Here is a 24,084-nt window from a genome sequence, read left to right as displayed (position 1 = left end):
CCCATTCTGTGTGGGCCCTTCGACAATGAGGAGGCTATGGCGCGCGCCACGGCAATGACAGACCGGGTGGCGGGGGGAGCGATGGGGGGGACGCTTGCGGTCGGGGCCGCATGGCTATAGCCATGACGCTCAGATGGAGGGCGAAGATATGACCATCCAGCCGGGGCAGAGGATAGAAACAAAAGCGCAGCATCGCGCCGCGGCGGAGCACCGCCCTCCCCGAATGCCGCGCGGCAAATATGCGCCGCCGCGCTTTCCAGCCGACATGGTCGGTACCGACCGCTGGCAGAATTGGCTCGATGAACTTGCGCGGCACGAACTTTGCCTCGTGCGGGCGCCCGCCGGATATGGCAAGACGGCTTTTGCCGCGACCGTGTTCGCGAACGCCCGATTGGCCGGCTGGTCGGTCGGATGGGTATCCTTCGACCCGGAGGACAGGGAACCGGCGACAGTTGGGCATCTGTTCGAAGCGGTGCGGCTGGCGCGCGGCGCTCCTCGCGAAGACAGCCTGGCCACCCTGTCCTCGGCTCCGGCTTCGGCGGCGATCCTCGCGAGCGCGCTCGCCGACCGGATCGAGGCCTCCGAACACCCCCTGCTTCTCATTCTCGACGACGTCGACCGCTTGACCGATCCGCGCACGATCGAGGTGCTGAACCGCCTGTTGCGTCATCCCCCGACCCCTTTGCGGCTGATCCTGTCGTGCCGGACGATGCCGGCGGTGGCGTTTGACGACGTCGAGCGGAGGGGCATGGCGCTTTCCATCGGCAGCGGCGACCTCGCGCTTGCCGACGAGGAGGTTCAGCTTTTCCTGCATGGCACAGCCGCATCGCACGACGGAGGCGAAGGGACTAAACTCAACCAGATCATGAAGGGGTGGCCTGCGGGCGTCCGGCTGGCGCGCATCGACGGATCGACCGCCGCGCTCAGCGAGCGAATCGAGGCCTATTTCGCGCCGCTGATCGCCGCCCTGCCCGACGCCGAGCGCCTCTTTCTACAACGCTGTGCGGTCGCCCCGCGCTTCAATGCCGAGCTTTGCCAGCTTTTGAGTGGAGAAAAGGATAGCGCCACGCTGCTGCGCGATCTCACAGCACGCGGTATGTTCATCGAGGCCCCGACCGACGGCAGTGGATGGCATCGTCTGCATCCGGCGTTCCAGGCCGCGCTTCGACGGCACCTCGAAACCGACGCGGATGCTCCGCTCCAGTTGCACCGCGTTGGGGCGCGCTATTTCGTCGCGCAGGAAATGCCCGTCGAAGCCGCCGAACAGGCGATGATGGCAGGCGATTTCGAGCAAGCGGCCCAATTGTTGGCGGGCAGCATTTTGCCGATGATAGAATGTGGGGAGATTTCGCGCGCTGCGACGTGGATGAACCGATTGCCCGCGGCACAGATTGCCGCCTTCCCGGCCCTGGTTCAGGCGCGGGCCTGGCTATTCACGCTCATGGCGGAGCCCGGCGCAAGCGCGGCGATTGCGGCTCTCACTGCCAGCGGCGCGGTCGGCGAAGCGCGCGCGGTCGATCTGGTTCACCGGGCCTATAATCGCGACCAGCTCGCCGAGGTCGTCGAGAAATGCGACCAGCTGCTTGCATCGCCCGAGGAGCTTTCCGATTTCGCCGTCGCGATGATCCGCACCGTGCTCGCCCATGGCGCATTGAAACGTGGCCTGTTCGGGCTGGTTCACCACGCCGTCCGCCCGCTGATGCTGCGTGGAGCGCGACCGCCGCTTGCGCTGCCTCTCGCGCTGGCTGTGTGCACGCGCGCGGCGCTTTCGCGCGCGCAAGGCCAGCTCGCCGATGCCGAGCGCGTGTTGCGCGATGGCCTGCGTCCTTCCTCCGTACCAAATCTTGCCACTGCGCTGGTCGAGGCGGGGCTGGCACGCTGCTGCTACGAGCGCGACGAAATGGCTGCCGCAGCCGAACTGGCGGCACGCGCGCTTCCGCTACTCGAACAAAGCCCGTTTCAGGACGCATTGCTCCCTGCTTTTCTCGTCGCCATCCGGTCGGCCGCCGGCATGGGACATGTGAACAAGGCGGCATCGCTGATCGACCGCGCCGAACTTGTCGCGTTCGAGCGCGAATGGGCGCCCCTTAAAGCGCTGTGCATCGTCGAACGCGCGCGTCTACGCCTGCCGCAAACGATCGACGCGGAAGCCGTCGTTGCGACCGCGGACGAGGAAAGCGCCGTGCTCGACCCGCTATCGGCGGCAGGGCGCGCTTTCGCCCTGCTGTCCGAGATGCGTGCCTATGAAGCGATCGCCAACGGCGACCGTCCGCGGCTCACGACCGTGGCCGAACGGCTGCTACGGCTCGCCTCGAACGCCGACGACGCCGAACTGCGGGCGACGGCCACGCTGCTCAACATCCTTCCTCAACTCAGCGGACGCTGCGACAAGATGGTCGAACTTGAAACTGTTCGTTTCCTCAATCACGCCGCCAGCGTCGGGTTCCGCCGCACCATCGTCGATGTACTCGACGTTACCGGCGTTCGCGCCGTGCAGAATTTCTGCAGCGAGGCCTATTCGTCGGGTTCTTTTCTCGCGCTGCTAAAACTCGCCGAACCGTCGCGGCGCAATCCAGCGCTGGAGAGCGCCCATTTTGCAGCCCCCGGTGAGGCCTTTTCGTTCCTGACCGAGCGCGAGATCGAAATTTTGAGTGCGCTGAATGCCGGGGAATCGAACAAGGAAATCGCCCGGACGCTGCAGCTCGCGCCTGAAACGGTCAAGTGGCACCTCAAAAATGTGATGCGAAAACTGCGCGCCAACAGCCGCGAAGAAGCCGTACAAAACGCGTCGACGCTGGGCCTCAAACTGAACGAGGCAGCACCGCGCGATTGACGCGCGATATTTTTCCAAGGCTGCGCGTTCGCTGCTCCGTCTTGTGATTGTCGCCGGGAAGATATCCCGGCCCCCGATCACAAGAGGAACCCGATGCGCAAGACTTTGCTGGCCTCCACCTGCCTGGCCACCCTCCTTTCGACCACGGCCTATGCCGAAACGACGATCAGCACGGCCACCACCGCGCCGGTTCTAACATCGACGATCAAATCGGGTGCAGCCGATGACATCAAGATTGTTGCAGCTGGCTCGATCAAGCCGACGGTCACCGGTCCCGCGGTCACGATCGACAGCAATCACAAGGTCGTCAACGAGGGCACGATCGAGTTCAGCAATGTCGACGGCGCGACGGGCATCCTCGCGGGCGCCGGGACGACGGGCGGCATCACGAACAGCGCGAGCGGCAAGATCACCCTCGGCGAAACCTATGCCCCGACCGACATCGACAACGACGGCGACCTCGACGGCGCCTTCGCCATCGGCAGCAATCGCGTCGGCATCGCAACTGCGGGTGCTTTTGCCGGCAATATCGTCAACTCGGGCGCGATCGCGATTGAGGGCAATAATTCGGCGGGCATCCGCCTTGGGGGGCCACTGACGGGCAATTTCACCAACGACGGGACCGTCGGCGTCATCGGCGACCGGGCGCTCGGCGTCGGGCTGCAGGATGTGACGGGTAATGTCCGCCTCGCGGGCACGATCAGTGCGCAAGGGGTCGATGCAATCGGCGCGCGCCTCACCGGCAACATCACTGGCGCGCTCGTCGTCCAGGGCAACCTCACCGCGACCGGTTATCGCTTCACCGCTCCGCCGACCGACCCGTCGAAGCTCGACGCTGACGACCTGCTGATCGGCGGAAACGCGCTGTCGATCGAAGGCAATGTAACCGGCGGCATCATCCTCGCGGTTCCGCCGAAAGATTCGAGCACGACCGACAAGGACGAGGACAAGGACGGCATCGACGACGACAAGGAAGGCAGTGCCGTAGTGCGCTCTTTCGGCTCGGCAGCGGCGATCCGCATCGGGTCGGCGGACCGCGCCGTCACGATCGGCCCCGTCGCCGGAACCGGCACCGGCCTTGGCTTCATCATCGATGGCGCCGTTCTTGGTAGCGGACTCTATGCCGGCAAGGACGGCAACGCCATCCAGATCGGAGGCCTCGGCGGCGCCGTAACCATTGCTGGCGGCATCGGTATCGGCGCGACCGGCAACGTGACGGCGCTTTCGAAGGATACGGCGGCAACGGCAATCCGTATCGGAAGCGGCGCCACGACGCCGGAAATCCGCAACGCGGGCAAGATCGAGGCGACGACCGGCGGCAATGCGGCAGGCGCCGTGGCAACCGCAGTCCTTATCGAGGCCGGGGGCGACGTCCCGCTCATCCGCAACAGCGGGTCGATCACAGCCAAGACCGGCGGCGACAACGGCACCGCACGCGCCATCGTCGACCTGTCGGGCAAGGTCAGCACGGTCGAAAACAGCGGCACGATCAGCGCCGCCGGCGCGCTGGCCAGCTCCGACCGCAACGTCGCGATCGACCTGTCCGCGAACGTCACCGGGGCGTCCGTCAAGCAGACCGCCGTCGCTGCGGGCATCACGGCGCCCAGCATCGTCGGCGACGTCCGCTTCGGCGGCGGCAACGATGTGTTCGACATTGCCGACGGCTCGGTGAAGGGGAACAGCTTCTTTGGCGCCGGCAACAACAAGCTCGCGCTGTCGGGTGACGCGACCTATGCTGGCAACGCCCGCTTTGGCACCGGCAATGATGCGATGACACTCGCTGGAACCTCGAAGTTCACCGGTTTGGCGGACTTTGGTGGTGGCACCGATACGCTGACCATCGGTGGCACGTCGATCTTCTCGGGTACGCTCGCCAATTCGCAGGGTCTGGCGGTTTCGGTCGCCGGCGGGACGTTCGACGTCGGCGGCGCCGCGACGATCTCTTCGCTCGCCATCACCGACAAGGGCACTCTTGGCGTGATGCTCGATACCGGCAACACGGGAACGAACCTTCAGGTCTCCGGCAACGCCAGCTTCGGCGCCGAATCGAAACTCGCGCTCAAGCTGTCGAGCATCGAAAAGGCCGAGGGCAAGCATATCGTGCTCACCGCAGGAACCCTGACCGGCGCGAGCAACCTCACGGCATCGCAGACGCTGCTTCCTTTCCTATACAAGGGCACGCTGACCTCGAACGCGACCCAGCTGATCGTCGACGTGTCGCGCAAGAGCACGACCGAACTCGGGCTCAACCGCTCCGAAGCCGGCGCATTCGACGCAGTGCTCGATGCAGTAATCGCCGACCAGAAGATCGAGGACGTATTCCTCGGCATCACCGACGGCGCCCAGTTCCGGGGCCAGCTAGGCCAGATGCTCCCCGAGCATGAGGGCGGCGTCTTCGAAACCGTCACCTCCGGATCGCGCGCGCTGTCGCGCTACCTCCAGGATCCCAACGCTCCGTTCCAGGACGAAGGCAAATGGGGCTATTGGGTCAATCAGGCCGTCTGGGGCACGTCGAAGAGCGTCGGCGATACGGCGAGCTACGACGTCAGCGGCTGGGGCATCTCGGCGGGCGCCGAGATCAAGAGCGACCTCGGTAATTTCGGCGGCTCGATCGCCTTTCTCAACGGCAAGGACGGCAACGGCAGCAACGCCAACGAAGTCAGCACCAGCCAATTCGAAGGCGCGCTGCACTGGCGCCTGCGCTCCGACGGGTTCATGGCGAATGCGCGCGTTTCGGGTGCGCCGGTCAGCCTGAAGGGCACGCGTATCTTCCGTGCCGAAGCGGGCGCCGAAGACATCGAAAAGACGATGAAGGGCAAATGGGACGGCACTCTCTGGTCGGCCTCGGGCTCGCTCGCCTATGACGCCCGTGCCGGCGGACTAACGATCCGTCCGATGGTCGCCGTCGACTACTTCAAGCTGAAGGAAGACGGCTATCAGGAAACCGGCGGCGGCGACGCGCTGGATCTCAAGGTGCTCAGCCGCGACAGCGACGAGCTTGCCGTGTCGGGCACGGTCGCTATCGGTCTCGATTTTGGCGGTGCCGACGAATATGACGGCTGGACGCGCTTCGAACTCGAAGGCGGTCGTCGTCAGATCGTCGGCGGCACGCTGGGCGCGACGACGGCATCGTTCAAGAACGGCACGCCGTTCACCCTTACTCCTGATGATCGCACGAGCGGCTGGGTCGGCCGTTTCCGTGGCATCGCTGGCAATTCGGCCTTTCAGGTCGCTGGCGAAGTGTCCGCGGAAGAACAGCAAAGCCATATCGGCTGGGCTTTCCGTGCGAGTCTGCGGGTCGGTCTCTAGCCCCCCGACCGGCCCCGCCCGCAAGGGGGAAGCGTAACCCCTACCCACGCTTCCCCCTTGCCTTGGGACAAAGAAACAAAGAAACAGATGCTTGCACCGTCCGCCCTCACTTTCCCGGTACCGCAGTTGCGCGGCGGAGCATGGACGCTATATGACGGCGTCATCAGGGGGACGTATGGCGCAGGGCGAAGTGGCGCTTACCGACAGAAGATGGCGTTCCAAAGCAAGCAATCCATGACAGAGTCGCGTGATCGAACGGACGCCGCACAGGGCATCGAAGGCGTATTGCTCGCCAACCGGGATCGCATCGTCCGCTTTCTGGAAGTGCGCGGTGCCGGGCATGGCGCCGAAGACCTGTTCCAGGATCTGTGGATGCGTCTGACCGACCGGCGAGCCGGCCCGATCGCCGATCCCCTCCCCTACATCATGCGCGCCGCCAACAATCTGATGCTCGACCGCTATCGTTCGGCCCGGCAGAGCGATCTGCGCGACAAGGCATGGGGCGAGGCCTCGGCGATGCCGAGCCCCTCGACCGAGACGTCATTGATATCCCGCGAGCAACTTGCGCTCGTCGAAACCGCGATTGCCGCCACCGGCGAGCGTCCCGCCGCCATCTTTCGCCGCTTCCGTGTCGATGGCATCGGTCAACGTGATATTGCCACCGAAATGGGGGTCAGCCTGAGTACCGTTGAAGCCGATCTGCGCAAAGTATATGCGGCACTCGCCGCTGCACGGAGGCAGTTCGATGCAAGCTGATCCGGCAAAGATCGAAGCGCGCGCAATCGACTGGGTGATCCGTCAGCGCGATCCCGCTTTCGACGATTGGGACGGCTTTGCCGATTGGCTTGCTGAAGACGCTGCACATGCGGCGATCTATGACGCGTCGGCCAGCTTTGACTGCGATCTCGACGCGCTGCCTTCGACAACCCAGCCATCGGTCGTGGTCCTGTCCGACGCGCCGCGTCGCCCGTCGCGGCGTGCATGGTTCAGCGGCGCGATGGCCGCTGCATTGATCGGCGCGATCAGCCTGTCCGGCCTTGGTCTCTTCGGCAACGAAAACCGGATCGAAACGATCGCGGGCGAACATCGCACCGTAGAACTGGCCGATGGTTCGAAAATCGAGATCAATGGCGCGTCGGTGATCGAGATCGACAAAGATCGCCCGCGCTTTGCCCGGCTCGAATCAGGCGAAGCGATGTTCCATGTCGTCCACCGCGACGACGATCCCTTTGTCGTGGAGACCGGCGATGCAAAGATCGTCGACCTCGGGACCGCTTTCAACGTCGTACGCCGTAGCCGCCAGACGTCTGTCGCCGTGTCCGAAGGCGTCGTCCTCTATAATCCCGACCGCGACAAGGTTCGCCTTGTCGCGGGCAAGGGCATCGATGCCCGCGATGGCGATCGCAAAGCGCCAGTGATTCAGGATGTCGATGTCGCCAGCGTGGGTGGCTGGCGCAGCGGCCTGCTCGTCTACAATGGCACGCCGCTGGCCATTGTCGCGGAGGATTTGAAGCGCACCGCCGGGATGCAGGTGAGCATTGCGCCCGAGGCGAGCGACCTGTCGTTCCGCGGCGCCCTGATCGTCGACAAGAACCGGGGGCGTACCATTGCCGACCTTGCTGCCCTGTCGGGGACGAAGGCCAAACGGCAAGGCGATGGCTGGATATTGACCCGCTGAACATGCCCCCACGTCTTTCCCTTGCCGCTGCAGCGATTGCGCTGAGCCTGCCTGCGCAGGCTTTGGCGGGGGAAGACCGCGCGTTCGACGTGCCCAAGGGAAGCCTGTCGACGGTTTTGCCGGTGATCAGCCGGCAGGCGGGTGTCAGCATCAGCGTCGTCGACGCAAAACTGTGGCAGGCGCGCGTCAAACCGGTGCGTGGACGAATGAGTGTTGACGAGGCGATCCGGCGCCTTCTTGCCGGCTCCGACGCCCGCGCCATTCGGGTCAGCGCCACCAGCTGGCGAATCGAACGGCGCCCCGCCCAACCCCGCGTTGCTCGCGCCGCGCCGCCACCGCGGCAAGCGTCGCAGCCGCGGGCGCGCGAACCGTCGAGCGATACGGTCGCCTCGGCGCACGACGAAATCATCGTCACCGCGTCAAAGACCAATCTTCCTCTTTCGCACTTCGCCGGCGTCGTCACCAAATTGAATGGCGGCGATTTGGCGTTTGGCGGCGAACGCGGGATGGATTCAATCCTCTCGCGAACCGCGACCGTTTCCTCGACCCATTTGGGCTCGGGGCGCAACAAGCTGTTCATCCGCGGCATCGCCGATTCCAGCTTCACAGGACCGACGCAGTCGACCGTAGGACAATATCTCGGCGATATCCGCCTCAGCTATAACGCGCCCGACCCCGATCTCCGCCTCTACGACATCGACAATGTCGAAATCCTCGAAGGACCGCAGGGGACGCTCTATGGCGCGGGGTCGCTCGGCGGCATCATCCGTGTCGTACCCAAGGCACCCGACCCGCGGGCCATGACGGTTCAGGCGATCGCCGGCGTGTCGGTCACACAGCATGGCGACCCCGGCGGTGACATCGCGGCGATCGCCAACCTCCCCATCGGTGACAACGGCAACGCGCTGCGCCTCGTCGGCTATATGCTGACCGACGGCGGCTATATCGATAATCCGCTCCGCGGGCAGAACGACGTCAACCGCGTCCATGTTCGCGGCGGGCGCGGCACCTTTCGTCTCGAGGCTGGGAACGACTGGACCGTCGATTTCGGCGGCGTCTATCAGGCGATCACCTCAGACGACGCGCAATATGCCGACAAGAACGGCGATCCGCTCACCCGCAACTCGATGGTCGAACAAAATGCCTCCGCGCGTTACGGCATGGGCACGATTGTCGTGATGAAGGACTGGGACGACCTGCATTTCCAGTCGTCCAATGCCTATATCGACCACCGCCTCTTCGAGCGGTTCGATGCCAGCCTGCCCGAGGCGCGGCAAGGAACCGACATGTCCAACGGGGGCATATCTGCCCCACCTTCGGTCGGCACCGTCGATGTCGAACGCCTGTTCGCACCGATTCAGGTCTTTCCGCTGAACGATGTTCCGCGCGTGCTCGACCAGCATAATGCAACGCGCATGTTTGCCAGCGAAAACCGCCTGTCGCGTCCATACCGTGACGGACTCGGCTGGGTGATCGGCGCGAGCTTCATCGACAATCGGGCGCGGCAGGACCGCGAATATGCCTATGGACCGCTCCGGGCAGTCCTGCCCGGCGTGACCAACCGGGTGACCGAATTCACCGGCTATGCCGAAGCGACGGCCGAAGTCTTGCCCAACCTGATCGCGTCGGGCGGCGTTCGCCTGTCTCACGCGAAGCTGGGCGGCGCCGCCGAAGGGGTCTCCTTCGCGCTGGCGCAGGCCAACCGCGCGACGACCGCGTCGCGCAACGAAACCGACCTTCTGCCGTCCTTCTCGCTGCTCGCGACGCCGCTCCGCAATGTGCGGCTTTATGCGCGCTATCAGGAAGGTTTCCGCCCGGGAGGGCTCGCCGTCGACGGCAATTTCGTGCGGCGTTTCCTGAACGATCAAGTCCGCACCTGGGAAGCGGGAATGCGCTTCGGCGACAAGGGACAGAGCCTGCTCGACGCCAGCATCTCGATCTCGCATAGCCGCTGGCGCAACATCCAGGCCGACTTCATCGACAGCACCGGGTTCCCGACCACCGCCAATATCGGCGACGGCCGCATTACCAGCGTGTCAGGCGCAATCGCGATGCGGCCAACCGCCGCCCTGACCTTCGAACTCGGTGCGGTCTATAACCACAGCCGCGTCGATGATCTCTCGCCGCAGATTTTACCCGTGTTCGATGCCGCACCGGGCCGCTTGGGCCGCATTCCGAATGTCGCGAGCCACGCGGTTCGCGGGTCGGTCAATTATGCGACCATGATCGGCGACCAGGATTTCCGCGTGAATGGCTGGGCCAGCTATATTGGGCCGTCACGGCTCGGCATTGGCCCCGTGCTCGGCGAAAGCCAGGGTGACTATGTCGATACCGGCGTCGCGTTGCGGGTTGGCAACGAACGCCGCGGGTTGTCGCTGACGCTGACGAATTTGTTCGACTCGCGCGGCAACCGCTTTTCGCTGGGAACCCCGTTTGTTGAGGGCAATTCGGGGTTCATGACCCCTCTTCGCCCGCGCACGCTGCGGATCGCCGTCGACGTCGCCTATTAGCTCCATCGACGGCGTTCGCGAAATCAGTCTGCCAGCGTGATCCGCTCGTAACGATCCATATGATAGTCGTGGCTGCCGAACTGGCCTTCGATCATCGTCGCCCGCTTGAAATAATGGCCGATAGCCAGTTCCTGCGTGATGCCGATGCCGCCGTGCGTCTGGATCGCGTTCTGGCCGACGAAGTTGGCACCGCGTGCGACCTTCGCCTTAACGGCCGAGACCGCCGCCATGCGTTCGTTCGCTGGCAGCCCCAGTTTCAGCGTGCCCATGATAGTCATCGAGCGCGCCTGTTCGACCTCCATGAACATGTCGACCATGCGGTGCTGGAGCACCTGGAACTTCGCGATCGGAACGCCGAACTGCTTGCGCTGCTGCGTATATTCCAGCGTGCCTTCGTGCAGTTTCTGCATCACGCCGGTCGCTTCGGCGCAGACGGCGACGGTCGCTTCGTCGACGATCTGCTCGATCAGCGGCAGGCCGGTGCCCTCGCCGCCCAGCAATGCGTCACCCGGGATCGCCACATTTTCGAAATAAATTTCCGAAGCGCGGCTGCCGTCGACGGTCGGATAGTCGCGCCGGACGATACCCGGCAGGTTCGCGTCGATCAGGAACAGCGAAACGCCGTCACGGTCGCGCGGATTGCCGCCGGTGCGCGCGGTGACGAGCAAATGGGTCGCCCATGGCGCGGCATAAACGACGCTCTTGTGACCATTCAGGACATAGCCCCCGCCATCCTTCTTCGCGGTGGTGCGCAGGTTGGCGACGTCGTAACGGCCCTGCGGTTCGGCATAGGCGAAGGCGATGATCGCGTTGCCTGCGATGATCTCGGGGATCATCGCATCGGCCTGTGCGCCGCCGACGGCCTTTAACGCGCCGCCCGCGATGACGACGGTCGGAAGATAGGGCTCGATCCCGATGACCTTGCCCAGTTCCTCCATCACGATCGCATTTTCGAGCGCGCCGCCGCCAAGGCCGCCATGCTCTTCGGCGAAAGGCGCGCCGAGCATGCCCAGTTCCTGCGCCAAAGCGGTCCAGATCGCGGGATCGCGTCCGCCGTCGCTGTTGGTGAATTTCTGGCGCGTTTCGAAATCATAGGTGTCGCCGAGGAAACGGGCGAGCGTGTCGCGGATCATGTCCTGCGTTTCGGTGTAGGTGAAATCCATTCTTCTTATTCCCTAATTTCACCGCCACCCCGGCGAAAGCCGGGGTCTCAAGGCCGCATGGCCGAGATTCCGGCGTTCGCCGGAATGACGTGGATTATTTGATCAGAGGCCGAGAACCATCTTCGCGATGATGTTGCGCTGAATTTCGTTCGACCCGCCATAGATCGTCGTCTTGCGCATGTTGAAATAGGTCGGCGCGGCGCGGTGCGCGTAATCGGGCCCGATCGGATGCTCGTTGTCGCCTTCGCCAAATCCCCGAAAATAGGGCGCACCATAATGGCCGACCGCCTCCAGCGACAATTCGGTCAGCCGCTGCTGGATCTCCGAACCCTTGATTTTGAGCAGGCTCGATTCCGGCCCGGGACCGCGGTTTGCGTTGGGGCCGGCAAGGCTACGCAGCTCCGTGAATTCCAGCGCTGCAAGATCGACTTCCAACTCAGCGACCTTGCGCTTGAAGAACGCGTTGGCGAGCAACGGCTTGTCGCCGTCGATTTCAGTGCGGGCAATCGCCTTCACTTTCTCGATCCCGCGCTTCGACGCCGCCACGCCGGCGATGCCGGTGCGCTCGTGCGCGAGCAGGAACTTGGCGCAGGTCCAGCCCTTATTCTCTTCGTAGACGCGCTGCGACTGTGGGACGCGAACATCCTCGAGCCACACCTCGTTGACTTCGTGCTCGCCCCCCAGCGTGATGATCGGGCGCACGGTGATGCCAGGCGATTTCATGTCGATCAAAAGGAAGCTGATGCCTTCCTGCTGCTTCGCTTCCTTGTCGGTGCGGACGAGGAAGAATCCCCAGTCGGCATGCTGCGCCAGCGTCGTCCAGGTCTTCTGGCCGTTGACGATATAGTCATCACCGTCAGGAACGGCCGTCGTGCGAAGCGACGCAAGGTCGGAGCCTGAACCCGGTTCCGAATAGCCCTGGCACCACCAATCCTCGCCCGACAGGATGCGCGGCAGGAAATGGGTTTTCTGTTCGGGCGTTCCAAAGGTGTAGATCACCGGGCCGACCATGGCGAGGCCGAAGGGCATCAGCCGGATGCAGTCGGCGCGCGCGGTTTCTTCGGACCAGATGAAGCGCTGCGTCGGCGTCCAGCCCGTGCCGCCATATTCGACCGGCCACGCCGGGGCGATCCAACCCTTTTTGTACAGTATCTTGTGCCAGGCGAGGAAATCCTCCTTGGACATCTCTTCGCCCTCATCCTGCTTGTCACGCAGGTCGGCGGGGTAATTTTCGGCGATGAAGTCGCGCACTTCCTGCTGGAAGGCGAGATCTTCGGGGCTGAATTCCATGTCCATCACGAATCTCCCATTGGGCAATGGCGCCCTTATACTGAGCGCTCACCTTTACGTAAACGGCAAGTTGCCACTTGCAACTCACCTCGTCCGATTGATTGCGCTCAACGTCGCCGCTTGTCCAGCGTGCGCGGCGGCCGGGCGAAAAGTGAAAAAGAAAGCTTGGCTCTAAACGACGCGGCGCGTGACGAGCACGACGGCTCCATCGCTGGCATAAGGGCCGCGAACTTCGACGATCGACAGCGTAACGTCGATAACCGACCCATCGCGCGTCACCATTTGCGACGCGACCCGCGCGGGATTGCCGGAACGGAAGACCGATTCGAGCGCCTCGGCGAAGGCCGCACGCTGTCCAACCGCCAGCAAGGCAGAAAAACGGACGCGGCGGACGGCGGCGACATCGACCCCCAAGAGGCCGGTCAGCATTGCGTTCGCGGACTCGACTGTTTCGCGGACGGAGATGCGCGCGTGGCCGATGTCGCCATCGATCTCGACTGCATCAAGCGTCGCCTGGCGCAGATCACCGGCGACGAAGCCTTCCATCGCTTCGCTGACATCGCGCAGCACGATCGCGCCGCCGACCGGCAGCGGAACCAGATCGACATGCAGCCACTGATAGGGGCGGAACATGCCAGGCACGTCGCCCGAAAAACGCTCGCGGTAATCGACCATCCGGACGATATGATGAAAGATCAGGTTTTCCTTGAGGCCGGGCACCGCCGCCATCAACTCTTCGCCGATCAGCCGGGCCGCCGGAATCTCCAGCATGTCGGATGCCGAAGGATTGATCGCCGCGATACGGTGTTGCCGGTCAATCAGGATCACCCCGTCACGAAACGAGTCGACGATGCCGGCGAGCGAGACTTGCAGTACGTCAGAGGCGGCGGCGATCTGGCTCGCCATCTCGCCATCCAGACGGCGATAATCATCGAGCGAGATCAGCACATGTGCGTCCTTGCCGTGATGCGTTACGACCACGGGCTTGCGCGCCGACTGCAATCGCCAATTGGCAAAGCCGCGGATGAAGTCCGCCGCCGATACACGCTGTGGTTCCTGTGCAGCCGCCACGTTCATCCCCTTCAACCTCGTCAACGTCTATCGAGCCTATAAGGTGGGATTCGGCGGCTTTCGGTTCGAAAGGGATGCATCGGCCCGCCGTCGTATCCGGAACGGCGCCATCGCGCTTGCGATCAGACCAGCCGGGCCTTGCCGCAGCGCAGTGCGTTGATCCGCGTATCGGCCTGCCCGACATGGACACCCAACAAGCCCGTGAGGTCCGACAACACGGTGTCGAGCACCGGGGCGGCCAGCGCCACGGTCTCGCCGACCACGGCCGTCAGCGCCTTCAGGTTGAGGACCAGCCCCAGCACGTTGACGTCCAGCTCCATTCGATCCGAAAGCGATTTCGCCGCGCCCGCGACCAGCCCCGTGCTTGACACCGTCTTGACCTTTCCGCTGTCGATCTCGCTACGCGAAAAGGCGACCCGTTTTTCACCGAGATCCGACAGGATCAGCTCGGCCCCGGCATCGACGCTGACCAGCGGCAGTTTCACCACGCGCGCGGGACTGGGGTCGAGCGGACGTTTCATATTTTTGAAATCGGCGTCCGCGACCGTTCCGATTGCCACCATCGCAGGCGACGTCACGACGCCAAGCGATACCGCGGCGCTACTGTTCGGCCGGCAGTCGATATCGGTGATCCGCGCAGACGCCGATCCGAGTTCGGCGAGCACGGGAACATGAACGCTGGCCAGAGGTGTTGCGATGCGCGTTTCGATTTTCAGGCGCACCTGCGCGGTGCGGACGATCACGTCGTTTGTATCCGTCACCGCGATCAGCGGCGAATTCGCCGGCGGCTCGCCGATCATCAGCGCGACGTCGATCCCCGATCCGCCCGGCAGGCTGCTCGCCAAGGCCAGATCGACCTGACGGTTCGCATTGCCGAGCAGCAGCATGGCGCGCAGCAGGCTGAGCGCATTGACCTTGACCGGATTGGCGGCATCGACGCGAATGCTCGACGAACGCGGCCCCAGATCGATCGCGCGCGATGGCAGCAATGTCCGCGGCAACGCGCGATCGGCGATATGTTCGAGCACGCTTGCCGCCTGCCCGTCGGATGCGCTGGCCAGCGCCGACACGACCTGCGGCAGCGTCGCCTGCGCATCGAGCGTCTGGCCAAAGGTCAGCACATCGGCGTTCAGTTCGGTGCGCAGCGCATCCGAAAAGGCGAGCAGGTCGATATCGGTGCTGGCCAGCGCATTATAATCCATCACCGAAAGGTTCAGCTGGCTGCCGGTCAGGCCCGATAACAATGCGTTGGGCAGGCCGCCGTTCAACACCGCGACGCGCGAGCCGACCGAGAAGGCCGCATAGCCGCGACGCGCACCCGTCGCGGTCGCGCGAATGACGCTGTCCGGCTTTCCGGTCAGAAAGCTGCCGAAGAACAGCGGGCGGTTGCGGGTCAGCGTGATGCGCACCGCGTTCGGCGATGCGCCCCCGCCCGCAAAGCGTTGCTCCGCCTGACGCGTTGGATCGGCGGTGTAGGTGCCGGGGATCATCGCCGCGATGCGGATATCGCAATCGCAGTTGGCCGCAATGATCCGCTGCGCCGCCGCGCGTTCTTCGCCTGGTCGGCCCGCCGCTGCCATCGCCGCAGCATCGGCAATACCCTGCAATTTGCGGCGATCGAGATAGAGCGAACCCAGATCGACCGCGAAGGCCGCCGAACCGATCAGCATCGTCATGCCGAACGCAGTCGTGATGCTGATGCTGGCGCCGCGATGGCCGATCAGGCGGCGGAGGAAAGGCAAGATTGTCATGCTCAATCCACCGGCAATTCGAAGGTCGCGCGGGCGCGAATGATGTTGCCGGGCGACGGCACAAAACTCGACCGCAGGAAACTGTCCTGCGGCACGATGAACGTCACCGCGACAGTGATCGCTTCGCTTGTTTCGGAGACAGCCACGCTGTGCGTCCCGCCAACCGCCTGCAAGCTGCGGGTCACGGCCCGCAATGCGACCGTGCGCCGGTCAGCCGCATCGAGGCCGATGATCGACGCGCGGGCCCCATCGTTCGCTGCTTGCTGCACATTGTGCGCGAACATGAAATATTGCCCATAGACCAGAACCCCCATCAGTAACGCGAGGAGCAGCGGCAAAACCAACGCCATTTCGACGATGGCGGCGCCGCGCTCCTCGCGCCCCAGGGTAAGGCCGGTCGTGGCGATTTTGCGGACGCGCCGCGAAGGTCGGGTAACAGCTGTCATGCCGGCAGAATGGCCGCGCGCAAATGAAAGCGGCGTCGAAAGAACCCGACGCCGCTTTTACATATTTTGCGGGATTCAAACTTCAGCCGATGCGCGGATATTGCCGCAGCAGCCGGCACGATTGAAAAAATCGCTAAGGCCGCCCTGCCCTGTCGCTGCGCAAATTGCGCATCATTCGGCATCCTGCAGTTTGTCCTGCGTCCTCAATTCAAAGTCCGACGCATCGTGCCGCTCGTGAAGCTGGCTCGCCGGATCACCCATCACGCGATTGACCATCCGCCCGCGTTTCACCGCCGGGCGCTCCGCAAGCTGATCGGTCCACCGCTGGACATTCTTGTAACCCTCTACCTGCAGAAATTCGCCCGCGTCATAGACGAGCCCCTTGGCCAGCGCGCCGTACCAAGGCCACACCGCCATGTCCGCAATCGAATAGTCGGCGCCGCCCAGATATTCGCTCTCGCCAAGACGGCGGTCGAGTACATCCATCTGGCGCTTCACCTCCATGGCATAGCGATTGATCGGATATTCCTGCTTGAAGGGAGCGTAAGCGTAGAAATGTCCGAAACCGCCGCCGAGGAAGGGCGCGCTGCCCATCTGCCACATCAGCCATGACAGCACTTCGGCGCGTTTAGCCGGTTCGGTCGGCAGGAATTCGCCGAACTTTTCGGCAAGATGGATCAGGATCGCGCCCGATTCGAACACGCGGATCGGTGCAGCGCCGCTGCGATCGACCAGCGCGGGGATCTTGCTGTTCGGATTGGCGTCGACGAAACCGCTCGAAAACTGGTCGCCGTCGCCAATCTTGATCAGCCACGCGTCATATTCGGCGCCCTCATGGCCCGCTGCGAGCAATTCCTCGAGCATCACCGTCACCTTTACGCCATTGGGCGTGCCAAGCGAGTAAAGCTGGAGCGGATGCTTGCCAATCGGCAGATCCTTGTCATGCGTCGGCCCGGCAATCGGACGGTTGATGTTGGCGAAACGCCCGCCGCTTTCCTTGTCCCAGGTCCAGATTTTCGGCGGCACATATTCGCTGTTATCGGTCATCGAGAACTCCTGGGTTGATTTTTATACTGACCGGTAACTTAAGTGGGGATTGGCGTTTGTCCACCCTTCCCGGTTCAAATAATCTTTGCCGCGCGCAAAGCCGAAATAGCTTCGGCGTCATAGCCGAGCTCGGAAAGGATCGTGTCGCTGTGTTCACCCACTTGCGGCGCGCGCGCGGATTGGACCTTATCGTTTCCAGAAAGACGGATGGGCGCACGGATGACCGGTACCGTGCCTGCCGCGCCCGGATAATCGACGGGTTCGACCAACCCCATCGCCGCGACCTGCGGCTGCGCCAGTGCCTCACCGGCGCGCAGCACCGGCGCCGCTGGCACCCGTCCGGCGGCGAGTTCTGCGATCGCGTCGGCGCTCGTCCGCTCGATGCACCAGCGCTGCATGATCGCGCTCAATTCTTCGCCATTGTCGCCGCGCAGGATATCGCTGGCGTAGAGTGGATCGCCCACCAGCTCGGGCCGCCCGACGAGTTCGGCCCAGCGCGCGAAGATCCCCGCGCCGACGATCTGGGTGATGATCCAGCCGTCGCGGGTACGGAACACATCTGTCGGCCCCGAACTGAAGCTGCGGTTGCCGATCGGCTGGCGGTCGATGCCGTTGAGCGCATGATCGATGGTCAGCGCGTTCGACATGGCAAGCGCAGTGCCGAGGAGCGATCCTGACACGCATTGTCCCTTCCCCGTCACCTCGCGCTCGCGCAGGGCGAGCATCACGCCAAAGGCGCAGTGGAGCGCCGTGCCGAAATCGACATAATTGACCTGTGCCCGGTAAGGCTGGTCGGCCGTTCCGGTCAGATGCACCGTTCCCGACATCGCCTGCCCCACCGCGTCGAAGCCGACGCGGCTCGCGAGCGGCCCCTCGCTGCCGAACGCCGATGCCGTTGCAAGGATGATGCGCGGGTTGATGGCCGACAGGCTATCGTAATCAAGCCCGAGCTTGGCCAAGGCATCATGCGGCAGGTTGGCGATCACGACATCGGCGGTCTCGACCAGGCGCCGAACGATCTCGCGCCCTTCTGAGCTACCCGGCTTGAGCGTCAGGCAGCGTTTGGCGCGGTTCATCTGCATGAACATCGCCCCCGATCCGTCCTCGGCGACCGGCACCGTGAAGCGGTCGTCGTTGCCCCCCGGCGCCTCGATCCGGATTACGTCAGCGCCATAATCGGCCAGCAGCGCCGCGCAATAAGGCCCCGCGATATAGCGGCCGAAATCGAGTACTCTAATCCCCTTCAACGGCACGCTTCACTCTCCCCGACATCTATCTTTCGTCCGGGCTAGCAGTCGCCCGTCGACCCTGCCAGTTCTTCGTCGAAACCTGTCACTTGCAAGTTCGTCCCCGGACCATATGGTCAGCACATAATTTCAAACGGGGATAATTTCATGGCGCGCTTCGCTCTCGCCCTCGCGGCGACTTTGGCTTGTTCAACCTCGGTCTGGGCGCAAAGCGCGCCGGCGGCAGCTCCAGCTCCCGATGCGAAGCCCGACAAATGGGACGTCAACGCACCTCCGGGCCTCGCGACGCGCAAAGTCCAACTCGCCGTCGACGAAGGTAGCTGGATGAATGTCGACGTCGCGCCCGACGGGCGGACGATCGCCTTCGACATGCTGGGCGATATCTACACCATGCCGATCGAGGGCGGGACACCAACTCGGATCGCCGAAGGGCTCGCCTATGAGCATCAACCGCGCTTCTCGCCCGACGGCAAGCGCATCGCCTTCGTCTCCGACCGTGCAGGCGGCGACAATATCTGGCTGATGAACCGTGACGGCAGCGACAAGCGCCAGATCTCGAAAGAGGATTTCCGCTTGCTCAATCAGCCGAGCTGGAGCCCCGACGGCCAGTTCATCGTCGCCAAGAAACATTTCACTACCGGCCGGTCGCTGGGGACCGGCGAGGTGTGGATGTACCACGTCTCGGGCGGCGCGGGCGTGCCGTTGGTCAAGAAGCCCAATGAGCGCCATCAGAAGGAACTCGGCGAACCGATCTTCGCGGCCGACGGCAAGAGCGTTTTCTACACCCGTAACGTCACGCCGGGTCCGATCTTTGAATATGCGCAGGACAGCAACACCGACCTTTTCCATATTGAACGCTACAGCCTCGAAGATGGCGAAGTCAGCACGGCAGCATCGGGCGCTGGCGGTGCGGTCCGCCCCACGCCCTCGCCCGACGGCAAGCGCCTCGCCTTCGTGCGCCGCGAAGGAATGCAGTCGAAGCTCTATGTGAAGGATCTGGTTTCGGGCGCGGAGAAGAAAGTCTATGACGCGCTCGACCAGGATGTGCAGGAAACCTGGGCCGTCACTGGCGTCTATCCGAATATGGCATGGACGCCCGACAACCGCGACATCGTCTTCTGGGCCGGCGGCAAGCTGCGCCGCGTTGACAGCGCCGGCGGTGACGCACGCGTCATCCCGTTCAGCGTCAACGACGACCGCGTAATCGTCGACGCGACGCACCCGACGGTCGAAGTCGCCCCCGACAGTTTCGCGACGCAAATGCCGCGCTGGGCCGAAGTGTCGCCCGATGGCCGCAGCGTTGTGTTCGAAACGCTCGGCAAGCTGTGGGTCAAGCCCGTGACCGGCGGCAGCGCGCGCCGCCTGACCGCGGCAAAGGACGACGCGATGGAGCTGTGGCCGAGCTGGTCGCGCGACGGCAAGTCGCTCGTCTTCGTGCGCTGGACCGATGGCAGCATGGGCGAAATCCATATTGTCGGCGCCGGTGGTGGCGCGTCGCGCAAGATCACCGCGACACCCGGCCATTATGCCGAACCGCGCTTCTCGCCCGACGGCAAGACGATTGCGTTCGAACGGCGCGGCAGCGGCGGGCTGACCTCGGCACGCTGGAGCGAAGATCCCGGCGTCTATCGTATCGTCGCGACCGGCGGTGCAGCCGAAAGGATCAGCAGCGACGGCGCCAAGCCGCAGTTCGCTTCGACCAGCGACCGCGTCTTCATGGTCACTGCCGCCGACGGTAAGAGCCAGCTCGTCAGCACCGACCTTCACGGTCAGGACAAGCGCGTCCACGCCAATGGCGAACTCGTCAGCGACTATGAAATCTCGCCCGACGGACGCACGCTGGCCTTCCGCCAGAATTACGACGCCTACGTCACCCCGCTGATGCCCGGCGGCCAGGACGTCTCGCTCGGCACCAAGAGCGGGGCGCTTCCCGTAACCCGCGTCTCTGGCAGCGGCGCCGAATATATGAACTGGTCGGACAGCGGCCGTCGCCTTCACTGGAGCCGCGGCGCGACCTTGTTCAGCGCCGACCTCGCCAGCCTCTTCACCAACGCGCCGGTCGATGACAAGGCCCCGAAGTTCACCCCGCCGACCGATGGTGTGTCGCTGTCGATGACGCAGGCGGCGTCGAAGCATAAGGGCATTGTCGTCATTACCGGCGCCAAGATCGTCACGATGGCCGACAAGGACGGCGGCGTGATCGAAAATGGCGCGATCGTCATCGACGGCGACCGTATCACCGCAGTCGGTCCGGCGGCTTCGATCACCGTTCCCGCAGGCGCCGTCACAGTCGATGCGACCGGCAAGACAATCGTCCCCGGCTTCGTCGATGCCCACGCCCACGGCTCGCACGGCGACGATGAACTGGTGCCGCAACAGAATTGGTCGGAGATCGTCAATCTCGCGATGGGCACTACGACCAGCCACAATCCCTCGTCGCGCGCGTCGGAGATTTTCGTCTCGTCCGAGATGCAGCGCGCCGGGCTGATTCTCGCGCCGCGTATCTTTTCGACCGGCGAGATCATCTATGGCGCCAAGTCCGCCGGGGTCTATGCCGAGATCAACGGCTATGACGACGCACTCGCCCACGTCCGCCGCCTGAAGGCGCAGGGCGCCCACAGCGTCAAAAACTATAATCAGCCGCGCCGTGACCAGCGCCAGATGGTTGTGAAGGCGGCGCAAGCCGAGGGCCTGACTGTCGTGCCCGAGGGCGGCTCGCTCTTTACGCAAGACGTCACCCTGATCCAGGACGGCAATTCGACCGTCGAGCACAACATCCCGCTCCACACCTTCTACAAGGATCTGGTCCAGCTGTGGGGGCAGACGCAGGTTGATTATACCCCGACGCTGGTCGTGACCTATGGCGGCCCCGCCGGCGATCCCTATTGGCGCGCGCACACCAATGTGTGGGAACATCCGATCCTGTCGCGTCACGCCCCGCCGACCGAGCTCGCGGCGAACAACAAGCGCCGCGTGATCGCGCCGGAGGGCGATTATGTCGACGATGATTCGGCACGCGAAGCGGGCAAGATCGCCGCGGCTGGCCGCATGGTCTCGATCGGGGCGCATGGCCAGCAGTCCGGGCTGGGGGCGCATTGGGAAATCTGGTCGTTCGTGCGCGGCGGCTGGAGCAATATCGATGCGCTCCGCGCTGCGACGATCATGCCCGCAACGTCATTGGGCTATGCGAAGGATGTGGGCTCTCTGGAAGCCGGTAAGCTCGCCGATCTTTTGATTCTCGACGCGGACCCGACCGCCAACATCCGCAACACCGAACAAATCCACCGCGTGATGCTCGGCGGGCGGCTTTACGACCCGCTGACGATGAACGAAGCCGAGACGGGAACGCGCAAGCGCCAGCCCTATTGGTGGGAAGCCGAAAAACCCTGATCGAGCGACAGATTCCAGCGGCGGGCCGTAATTTTGTGACGAGAGGGTTGCAAGACGTCCGGACCGCCGCTAGGGGCGTCTCCTCTCAGCGAGGAGAGTTGGCTGAGTGGTCGAAAGCGTCGCACTCGAAATGCGAAGTGCCGGCAACGGTACCGAGGGTTCGAATCCCTCACTCTCCTCCATTTTTCTACATTTTCGACCACAGCGAGCCGCCCCGGTGCAGAACCGGGGCAGCTGCGAGGTCCGTCACCTGATGGTAACGAGCGACGGCGCGGCGAGCGCTCCGACAACCGCGCCGACGATCAGGAACAGCACGATATAAACGATGATCACGACCACGGTGTAGCCGAGTGCCTTGTCCTGCGGCGCCTTCATCAGCACCGGAAGGCCGAGATACAAGAGATAAAGCCCGTATAGCGCGAACAGGAGGCCGATCACGGAGAGCGCGGGCAATATCCCGAAAATAGCGCCGACCCAGCCCGCGGTCGCCGAATAAGCTGCGACTTTCAGCGCCTGGATCTGGTCCTTCTGCCCACCAAAGTTCGGCGCGAGGCCGTCGATGACCAGCGCAAGGATGAAGATGGTTGCCAGCGAGAGGCCATAAGTCACGATCGCCGACACCAGCGCGCCGACCAGCGGCGGATGATAGGTCACGCCGAGCATGGTAAACCCGAAAACCTGCCCGCCAATGAACCCGGCGATCGGGCCTATCGCCGCCAGCACCAGCACATAAGGCACGTAGATCGATTGCGTCGTCGCCGGCTCGGCGGCGATGACCGGCCATGTTTCCTTGGGCTTGAGGAGGATGTCCTTAGCTCGTTGAATAACGCCCGAAGCCGGACCTGAACCATTGGGTGATACGTCAGACATAAATGCTTCTCCCCTGATCGTGCGGCCCACAACCCGAATGGGATATGCAAAAGCCAGAAGAGCTATTTAGCCCGCATTGCCAATGCATCTGTAACGCGGATCACAGCCCGATTCGGCAAACCACAGCCGAACTGGAATGTAACGGACTTGAAACGCGCGTAAACTGCCATAGATTGACCATATGACCGCCGAATCCACTTCCGAACTTCCCGCCACCGTTACTGCCCCGCTCATCGGGCGTGCGCGCTTCGCGCCGGGCGATATTGTCCGCCATCGCATGTTCGATTTTCGCGGCGTCATATTCGACATCGATCCGGTCTTCGCGAACAGCGACGAATGGTATGAGGCTATCCCGGAAGAAATCCGCCCGGCGAAAGAGCAGCCCTATTACCACCTGCTCGCCGAAAACGGGGATTCGTCGTACATCGCCTATGTCAGCCAGCAGAATCTGGTTGCCGACGGCGATGGCGGACCGATCGACCATCCGCAGGTCGATGCGATGTTCGAAGGACTGGACCACGGCCGCTATCGCGTCCGCGCCATCCACCGCCACTAAACGGCGTCAGGCTTTCAGTTTCCAGCCTGAGGCGAGCAGGCGATAGGTCAGCAGCCCCAGCGCGATATTCACCGCGACCAGCACGAGCGCGGCGGTCAGCACCGGATTGGCGATCGTCGAATCGACCGTGCCGATGAAGCCGTAGCGAAAGCCCATGATCGCATAATAGACCGGATTGCCGTGCGCGATCTCCTGGAACCAGGGCGCGAGCTTGTCGACCGAGTAGAAAGTGCCCGACAGCAGCGCGAGCGGGGTGACGACGAAATTTGTTACCGCCGCGGCATGATCGAACTTTTCCGCCCAGATCGACGTAATAAGCCCGAGGAAACCGAGCATCGAAGCGCCCAGCACGCCAAATACAGCCACCGCCCAGAGATGATCAGGTGTGACATGCACCCCCGGCCACAAAAGCATCGCGAGCCACAGCGCCAGACCAACAAGGATCGACCGCGTGATGGCGGCGCCGACCAGAGCAATGATCAGTTCGCCGACCGCGAGCGGCGGCATCAGATAATCGACGATCGTTCCCTGGATCTTGCCGACAAGCAGCGAAAAGCTGGAATTGGCGAAGCTGTTCTGCAACATCGCCATCATGATGAGACCGGGCGCGATGAAATCGGCGAAGGGCACGCCGATGACCCTGCGCCCCGCCCCGCCCAGCGCGACAGTGAAAATCACGAGGAACAAAAGCGTAGTAATCGCTGGTGCCCAGATAGTTTGCAGCTGCACCTTGAAAAACCGCCGCACCTCCTTGACATATAGGGCCTGCATGCCCGGAACGTTCAGGGTGTGGATATGAGGCACGCCGGGTTCGGCAAAGGTCGGTACTGCAACGAAATTGCTCGAGTCGGAGCGCGAAATTTGGGGCTGGTCGTTCATGGCGTTCTCGCCTATCGCCTCCCCGATCTTACCGCAAGCTGGGC

The 24,084-nt window shown here is 63.6% G+C and carries 16 protein-coding genes and 1 tRNA gene; 8 read left to right on the top strand and 9 right to left on the bottom strand.

Annotated features, from left to right (window positions below; genetic code table 11):
• The first annotated feature begins 148 nt into the window (after nt 1-148).
• The 5 genes from AC3A43_RS04855 (at nt 149) to AC3A43_RS04835 (ending at nt 10,330) form a co-directional block, all read left to right on the top strand.
• The gene (locus AC3A43_RS04855) at nt 149-2,833 is read left to right on the top strand and encodes a winged helix-turn-helix domain-containing protein (protein WP_487791396.1); all 2,685 of its coding nucleotides are present in this window, start codon (nt 149-151) and stop codon (nt 2,831-2,833) included.
• Between the two features lie 93 nt (nt 2,834-2,926).
• On the top strand, nt 2,927-6,142 hold the full coding sequence (locus AC3A43_RS04850; RefSeq protein WP_487791395.1) for an autotransporter domain-containing protein: 3,216 nt from the start codon (nt 2,927-2,929) through the stop codon (nt 6,140-6,142).
• An 87-nt stretch (nt 6,143-6,229) separates the two neighbouring features.
• Nucleotides 6,230-6,898: an RNA polymerase sigma factor gene (locus tag AC3A43_RS04845; protein ID WP_487791394.1), complete on the top strand. Its 669-nt coding sequence runs from the start codon at nt 6,230-6,232 to the stop codon at nt 6,896-6,898.
• Nucleotides 6,888-7,820 carry a FecR family protein gene (locus AC3A43_RS04840; protein WP_487791393.1) on the top strand — a complete coding sequence of 311 codons (933 nt, stop codon included), beginning with the start codon at nt 6,888-6,890 and terminating at the stop codon, nt 7,818-7,820. The genes AC3A43_RS04845 and AC3A43_RS04840 overlap by 11 nt, the downstream gene beginning before the upstream one ends.
• A gap of 2 nt (nt 7,821-7,822) precedes the next feature.
• Nucleotides 7,823-10,330 carry a TonB-dependent receptor gene (locus AC3A43_RS04835; protein WP_487791392.1) on the top strand — a complete coding sequence of 836 codons (2,508 nt, stop codon included), beginning with the start codon at nt 7,823-7,825 and terminating at the stop codon, nt 10,328-10,330.
• A gap of 23 nt (nt 10,331-10,353) precedes the next feature.
• On the opposite strand, the gene AC3A43_RS04830 is transcribed toward AC3A43_RS04835, so the two are convergent.
• The 7 genes from AC3A43_RS04830 to AC3A43_RS04800 form a co-directional block, all read right to left on the bottom strand.
• Nucleotides 10,354-11,493, bottom strand: a complete 1,140-nt coding sequence (locus AC3A43_RS04830) for an acyl-CoA dehydrogenase family protein (RefSeq protein WP_487791391.1) — start codon at nt 11,491-11,493, stop codon at nt 10,354-10,356.
• Nucleotides 11,494-11,595: 102 nt separating this feature from the next.
• On the bottom strand, nt 11,596-12,789 hold the full coding sequence (locus AC3A43_RS04825) for an acyl-CoA dehydrogenase family protein (protein ID WP_487791390.1): 1,194 nt from the start codon (nt 12,787-12,789) through the stop codon (nt 11,596-11,598).
• A gap of 165 nt (nt 12,790-12,954) precedes the next feature.
• Nucleotides 12,955-13,854, bottom strand: a complete 900-nt coding sequence (locus AC3A43_RS04820) for a PAS domain-containing protein (RefSeq protein WP_487791389.1) — start codon at nt 13,852-13,854, stop codon at nt 12,955-12,957.
• Between the two features lie 122 nt (nt 13,855-13,976).
• Nucleotides 13,977-15,605, bottom strand: coding sequence for a TadG family pilus assembly protein (locus tag AC3A43_RS04815; protein ID WP_487791388.1), 1,629 nt, complete (start codon nt 15,603-15,605; stop codon nt 13,977-13,979).
• A gap of 2 nt (nt 15,606-15,607) precedes the next feature.
• Entirely contained in the window at nt 15,608-16,051 is a 444-nt protein-coding gene (locus AC3A43_RS04810; RefSeq protein ID WP_487791387.1) for a TadE/TadG family type IV pilus assembly protein, read from the bottom strand.
• Between the two features lie 171 nt (nt 16,052-16,222).
• Complete coding sequence (gene yghU, locus AC3A43_RS04805) at nt 16,223-17,098, bottom strand: glutathione-dependent disulfide-bond oxidoreductase (protein WP_487791386.1); 876 nt, start codon at nt 17,096-17,098, stop codon at nt 16,223-16,225.
• 74 nt (nt 17,099-17,172) lie between these two features.
• The gene (locus AC3A43_RS04800) at nt 17,173-18,351 is read right to left on the bottom strand and encodes a CaiB/BaiF CoA transferase family protein (protein ID WP_487791385.1); all 1,179 of its coding nucleotides are present in this window, start codon (nt 18,349-18,351) and stop codon (nt 17,173-17,175) included.
• 141 nt (nt 18,352-18,492) lie between these two features.
• On the opposite strand from AC3A43_RS04800, the gene AC3A43_RS04795 reads away from it, so the two are divergent.
• Nucleotides 18,493-21,735: an amidohydrolase family protein gene (locus AC3A43_RS04795; protein WP_487791384.1), complete on the top strand. Its 3,243-nt coding sequence runs from the start codon at nt 18,493-18,495 to the stop codon at nt 21,733-21,735.
• Nucleotides 21,736-21,827: 92 nt separating this feature from the next.
• Nucleotides 21,828-21,917 (top strand) — tRNA-Ser (locus AC3A43_RS04790).
• Between the two features lie 64 nt (nt 21,918-21,981).
• On the opposite strand, the gene AC3A43_RS04785 is transcribed toward AC3A43_RS04790, so the two are convergent.
• Entirely contained in the window at nt 21,982-22,605 is a 624-nt protein-coding gene (locus AC3A43_RS04785; RefSeq protein ID WP_487791383.1) for a Yip1 family protein, read from the bottom strand.
• A 181-nt stretch (nt 22,606-22,786) separates the two neighbouring features.
• Here AC3A43_RS04785 and hspQ point away from each other — a divergent pair, with 181 nt between their 5' ends.
• Nucleotides 22,787-23,161, top strand: a complete 375-nt coding sequence (gene hspQ / locus AC3A43_RS04780; RefSeq protein WP_487791382.1) for a heat shock protein HspQ — start codon at nt 22,787-22,789, stop codon at nt 23,159-23,161.
• A 6-nt stretch (nt 23,162-23,167) separates the two neighbouring features.
• Here the strand turns inward: hspQ and AC3A43_RS04775 are convergent, their stop codons facing one another.
• Complete coding sequence (locus tag AC3A43_RS04775) at nt 23,168-24,040, bottom strand: ABC transporter permease (protein WP_487791381.1); 873 nt, start codon at nt 24,038-24,040, stop codon at nt 23,168-23,170.
• Nucleotides 24,041-24,084 lie beyond the last annotated feature (44 nt).

This window comes from Sphingopyxis sp. Soil_C_28 (genome assembly GCF_057657055.1).
This window is presented reverse-complemented; position numbering and strand designations above follow the sequence as displayed.

Coding starts and splice junctions, on each gene's coding strand:
- AC3A43_RS04855 (WP_487791396.1), top strand. CDS start 149: ATGACCATCCAGCCGGGGCAGAGGATAGAAACAAAAGCGCAGCATCGC.
- AC3A43_RS04850 (WP_487791395.1), top strand. CDS start 2,927: ATGCGCAAGACTTTGCTGGCCTCCACCTGCCTGGCCACCCTCCTTTCG.
- AC3A43_RS04845 (WP_487791394.1), top strand. CDS start 6,230: ATGCTTGCACCGTCCGCCCTCACTTTCCCGGTACCGCAGTTGCGCGGC.
- AC3A43_RS04840 (WP_487791393.1), top strand. CDS start 6,888: ATGCAAGCTGATCCGGCAAAGATCGAAGCGCGCGCAATCGACTGGGTG.
- AC3A43_RS04835 (WP_487791392.1), top strand. CDS start 7,823: ATGCCCCCACGTCTTTCCCTTGCCGCTGCAGCGATTGCGCTGAGCCTG.
- AC3A43_RS04830 (WP_487791391.1), bottom strand. CDS start 11,493: ATGGATTTCACCTACACCGAAACGCAGGACATGATCCGCGACACGCTC.
- AC3A43_RS04825 (WP_487791390.1), bottom strand. CDS start 12,789: ATGGACATGGAATTCAGCCCCGAAGATCTCGCCTTCCAGCAGGAAGTG.
- AC3A43_RS04815 (WP_487791388.1), bottom strand. CDS start 15,605: ATGACAATCTTGCCTTTCCTCCGCCGCCTGATCGGCCATCGCGGCGCC.
- AC3A43_RS04810 (WP_487791387.1), bottom strand. CDS start 16,051: ATGACAGCTGTTACCCGACCTTCGCGGCGCGTCCGCAAAATCGCCACG.
- yghU (WP_487791386.1), bottom strand. CDS start 17,098: ATGACCGATAACAGCGAATATGTGCCGCCGAAAATCTGGACCTGGGAC.
- AC3A43_RS04795 (WP_487791384.1), top strand. CDS start 18,493: ATGGCGCGCTTCGCTCTCGCCCTCGCGGCGACTTTGGCTTGTTCAACC.
- AC3A43_RS04785 (WP_487791383.1), bottom strand. CDS start 22,605: ATGTCTGACGTATCACCCAATGGTTCAGGTCCGGCTTCGGGCGTTATT.
- hspQ (WP_487791382.1), top strand. CDS start 22,787: ATGACCGCCGAATCCACTTCCGAACTTCCCGCCACCGTTACTGCCCCG.
- AC3A43_RS04775 (WP_487791381.1), bottom strand. CDS start 24,040: ATGAACGACCAGCCCCAAATTTCGCGCTCCGACTCGAGCAATTTCGTT.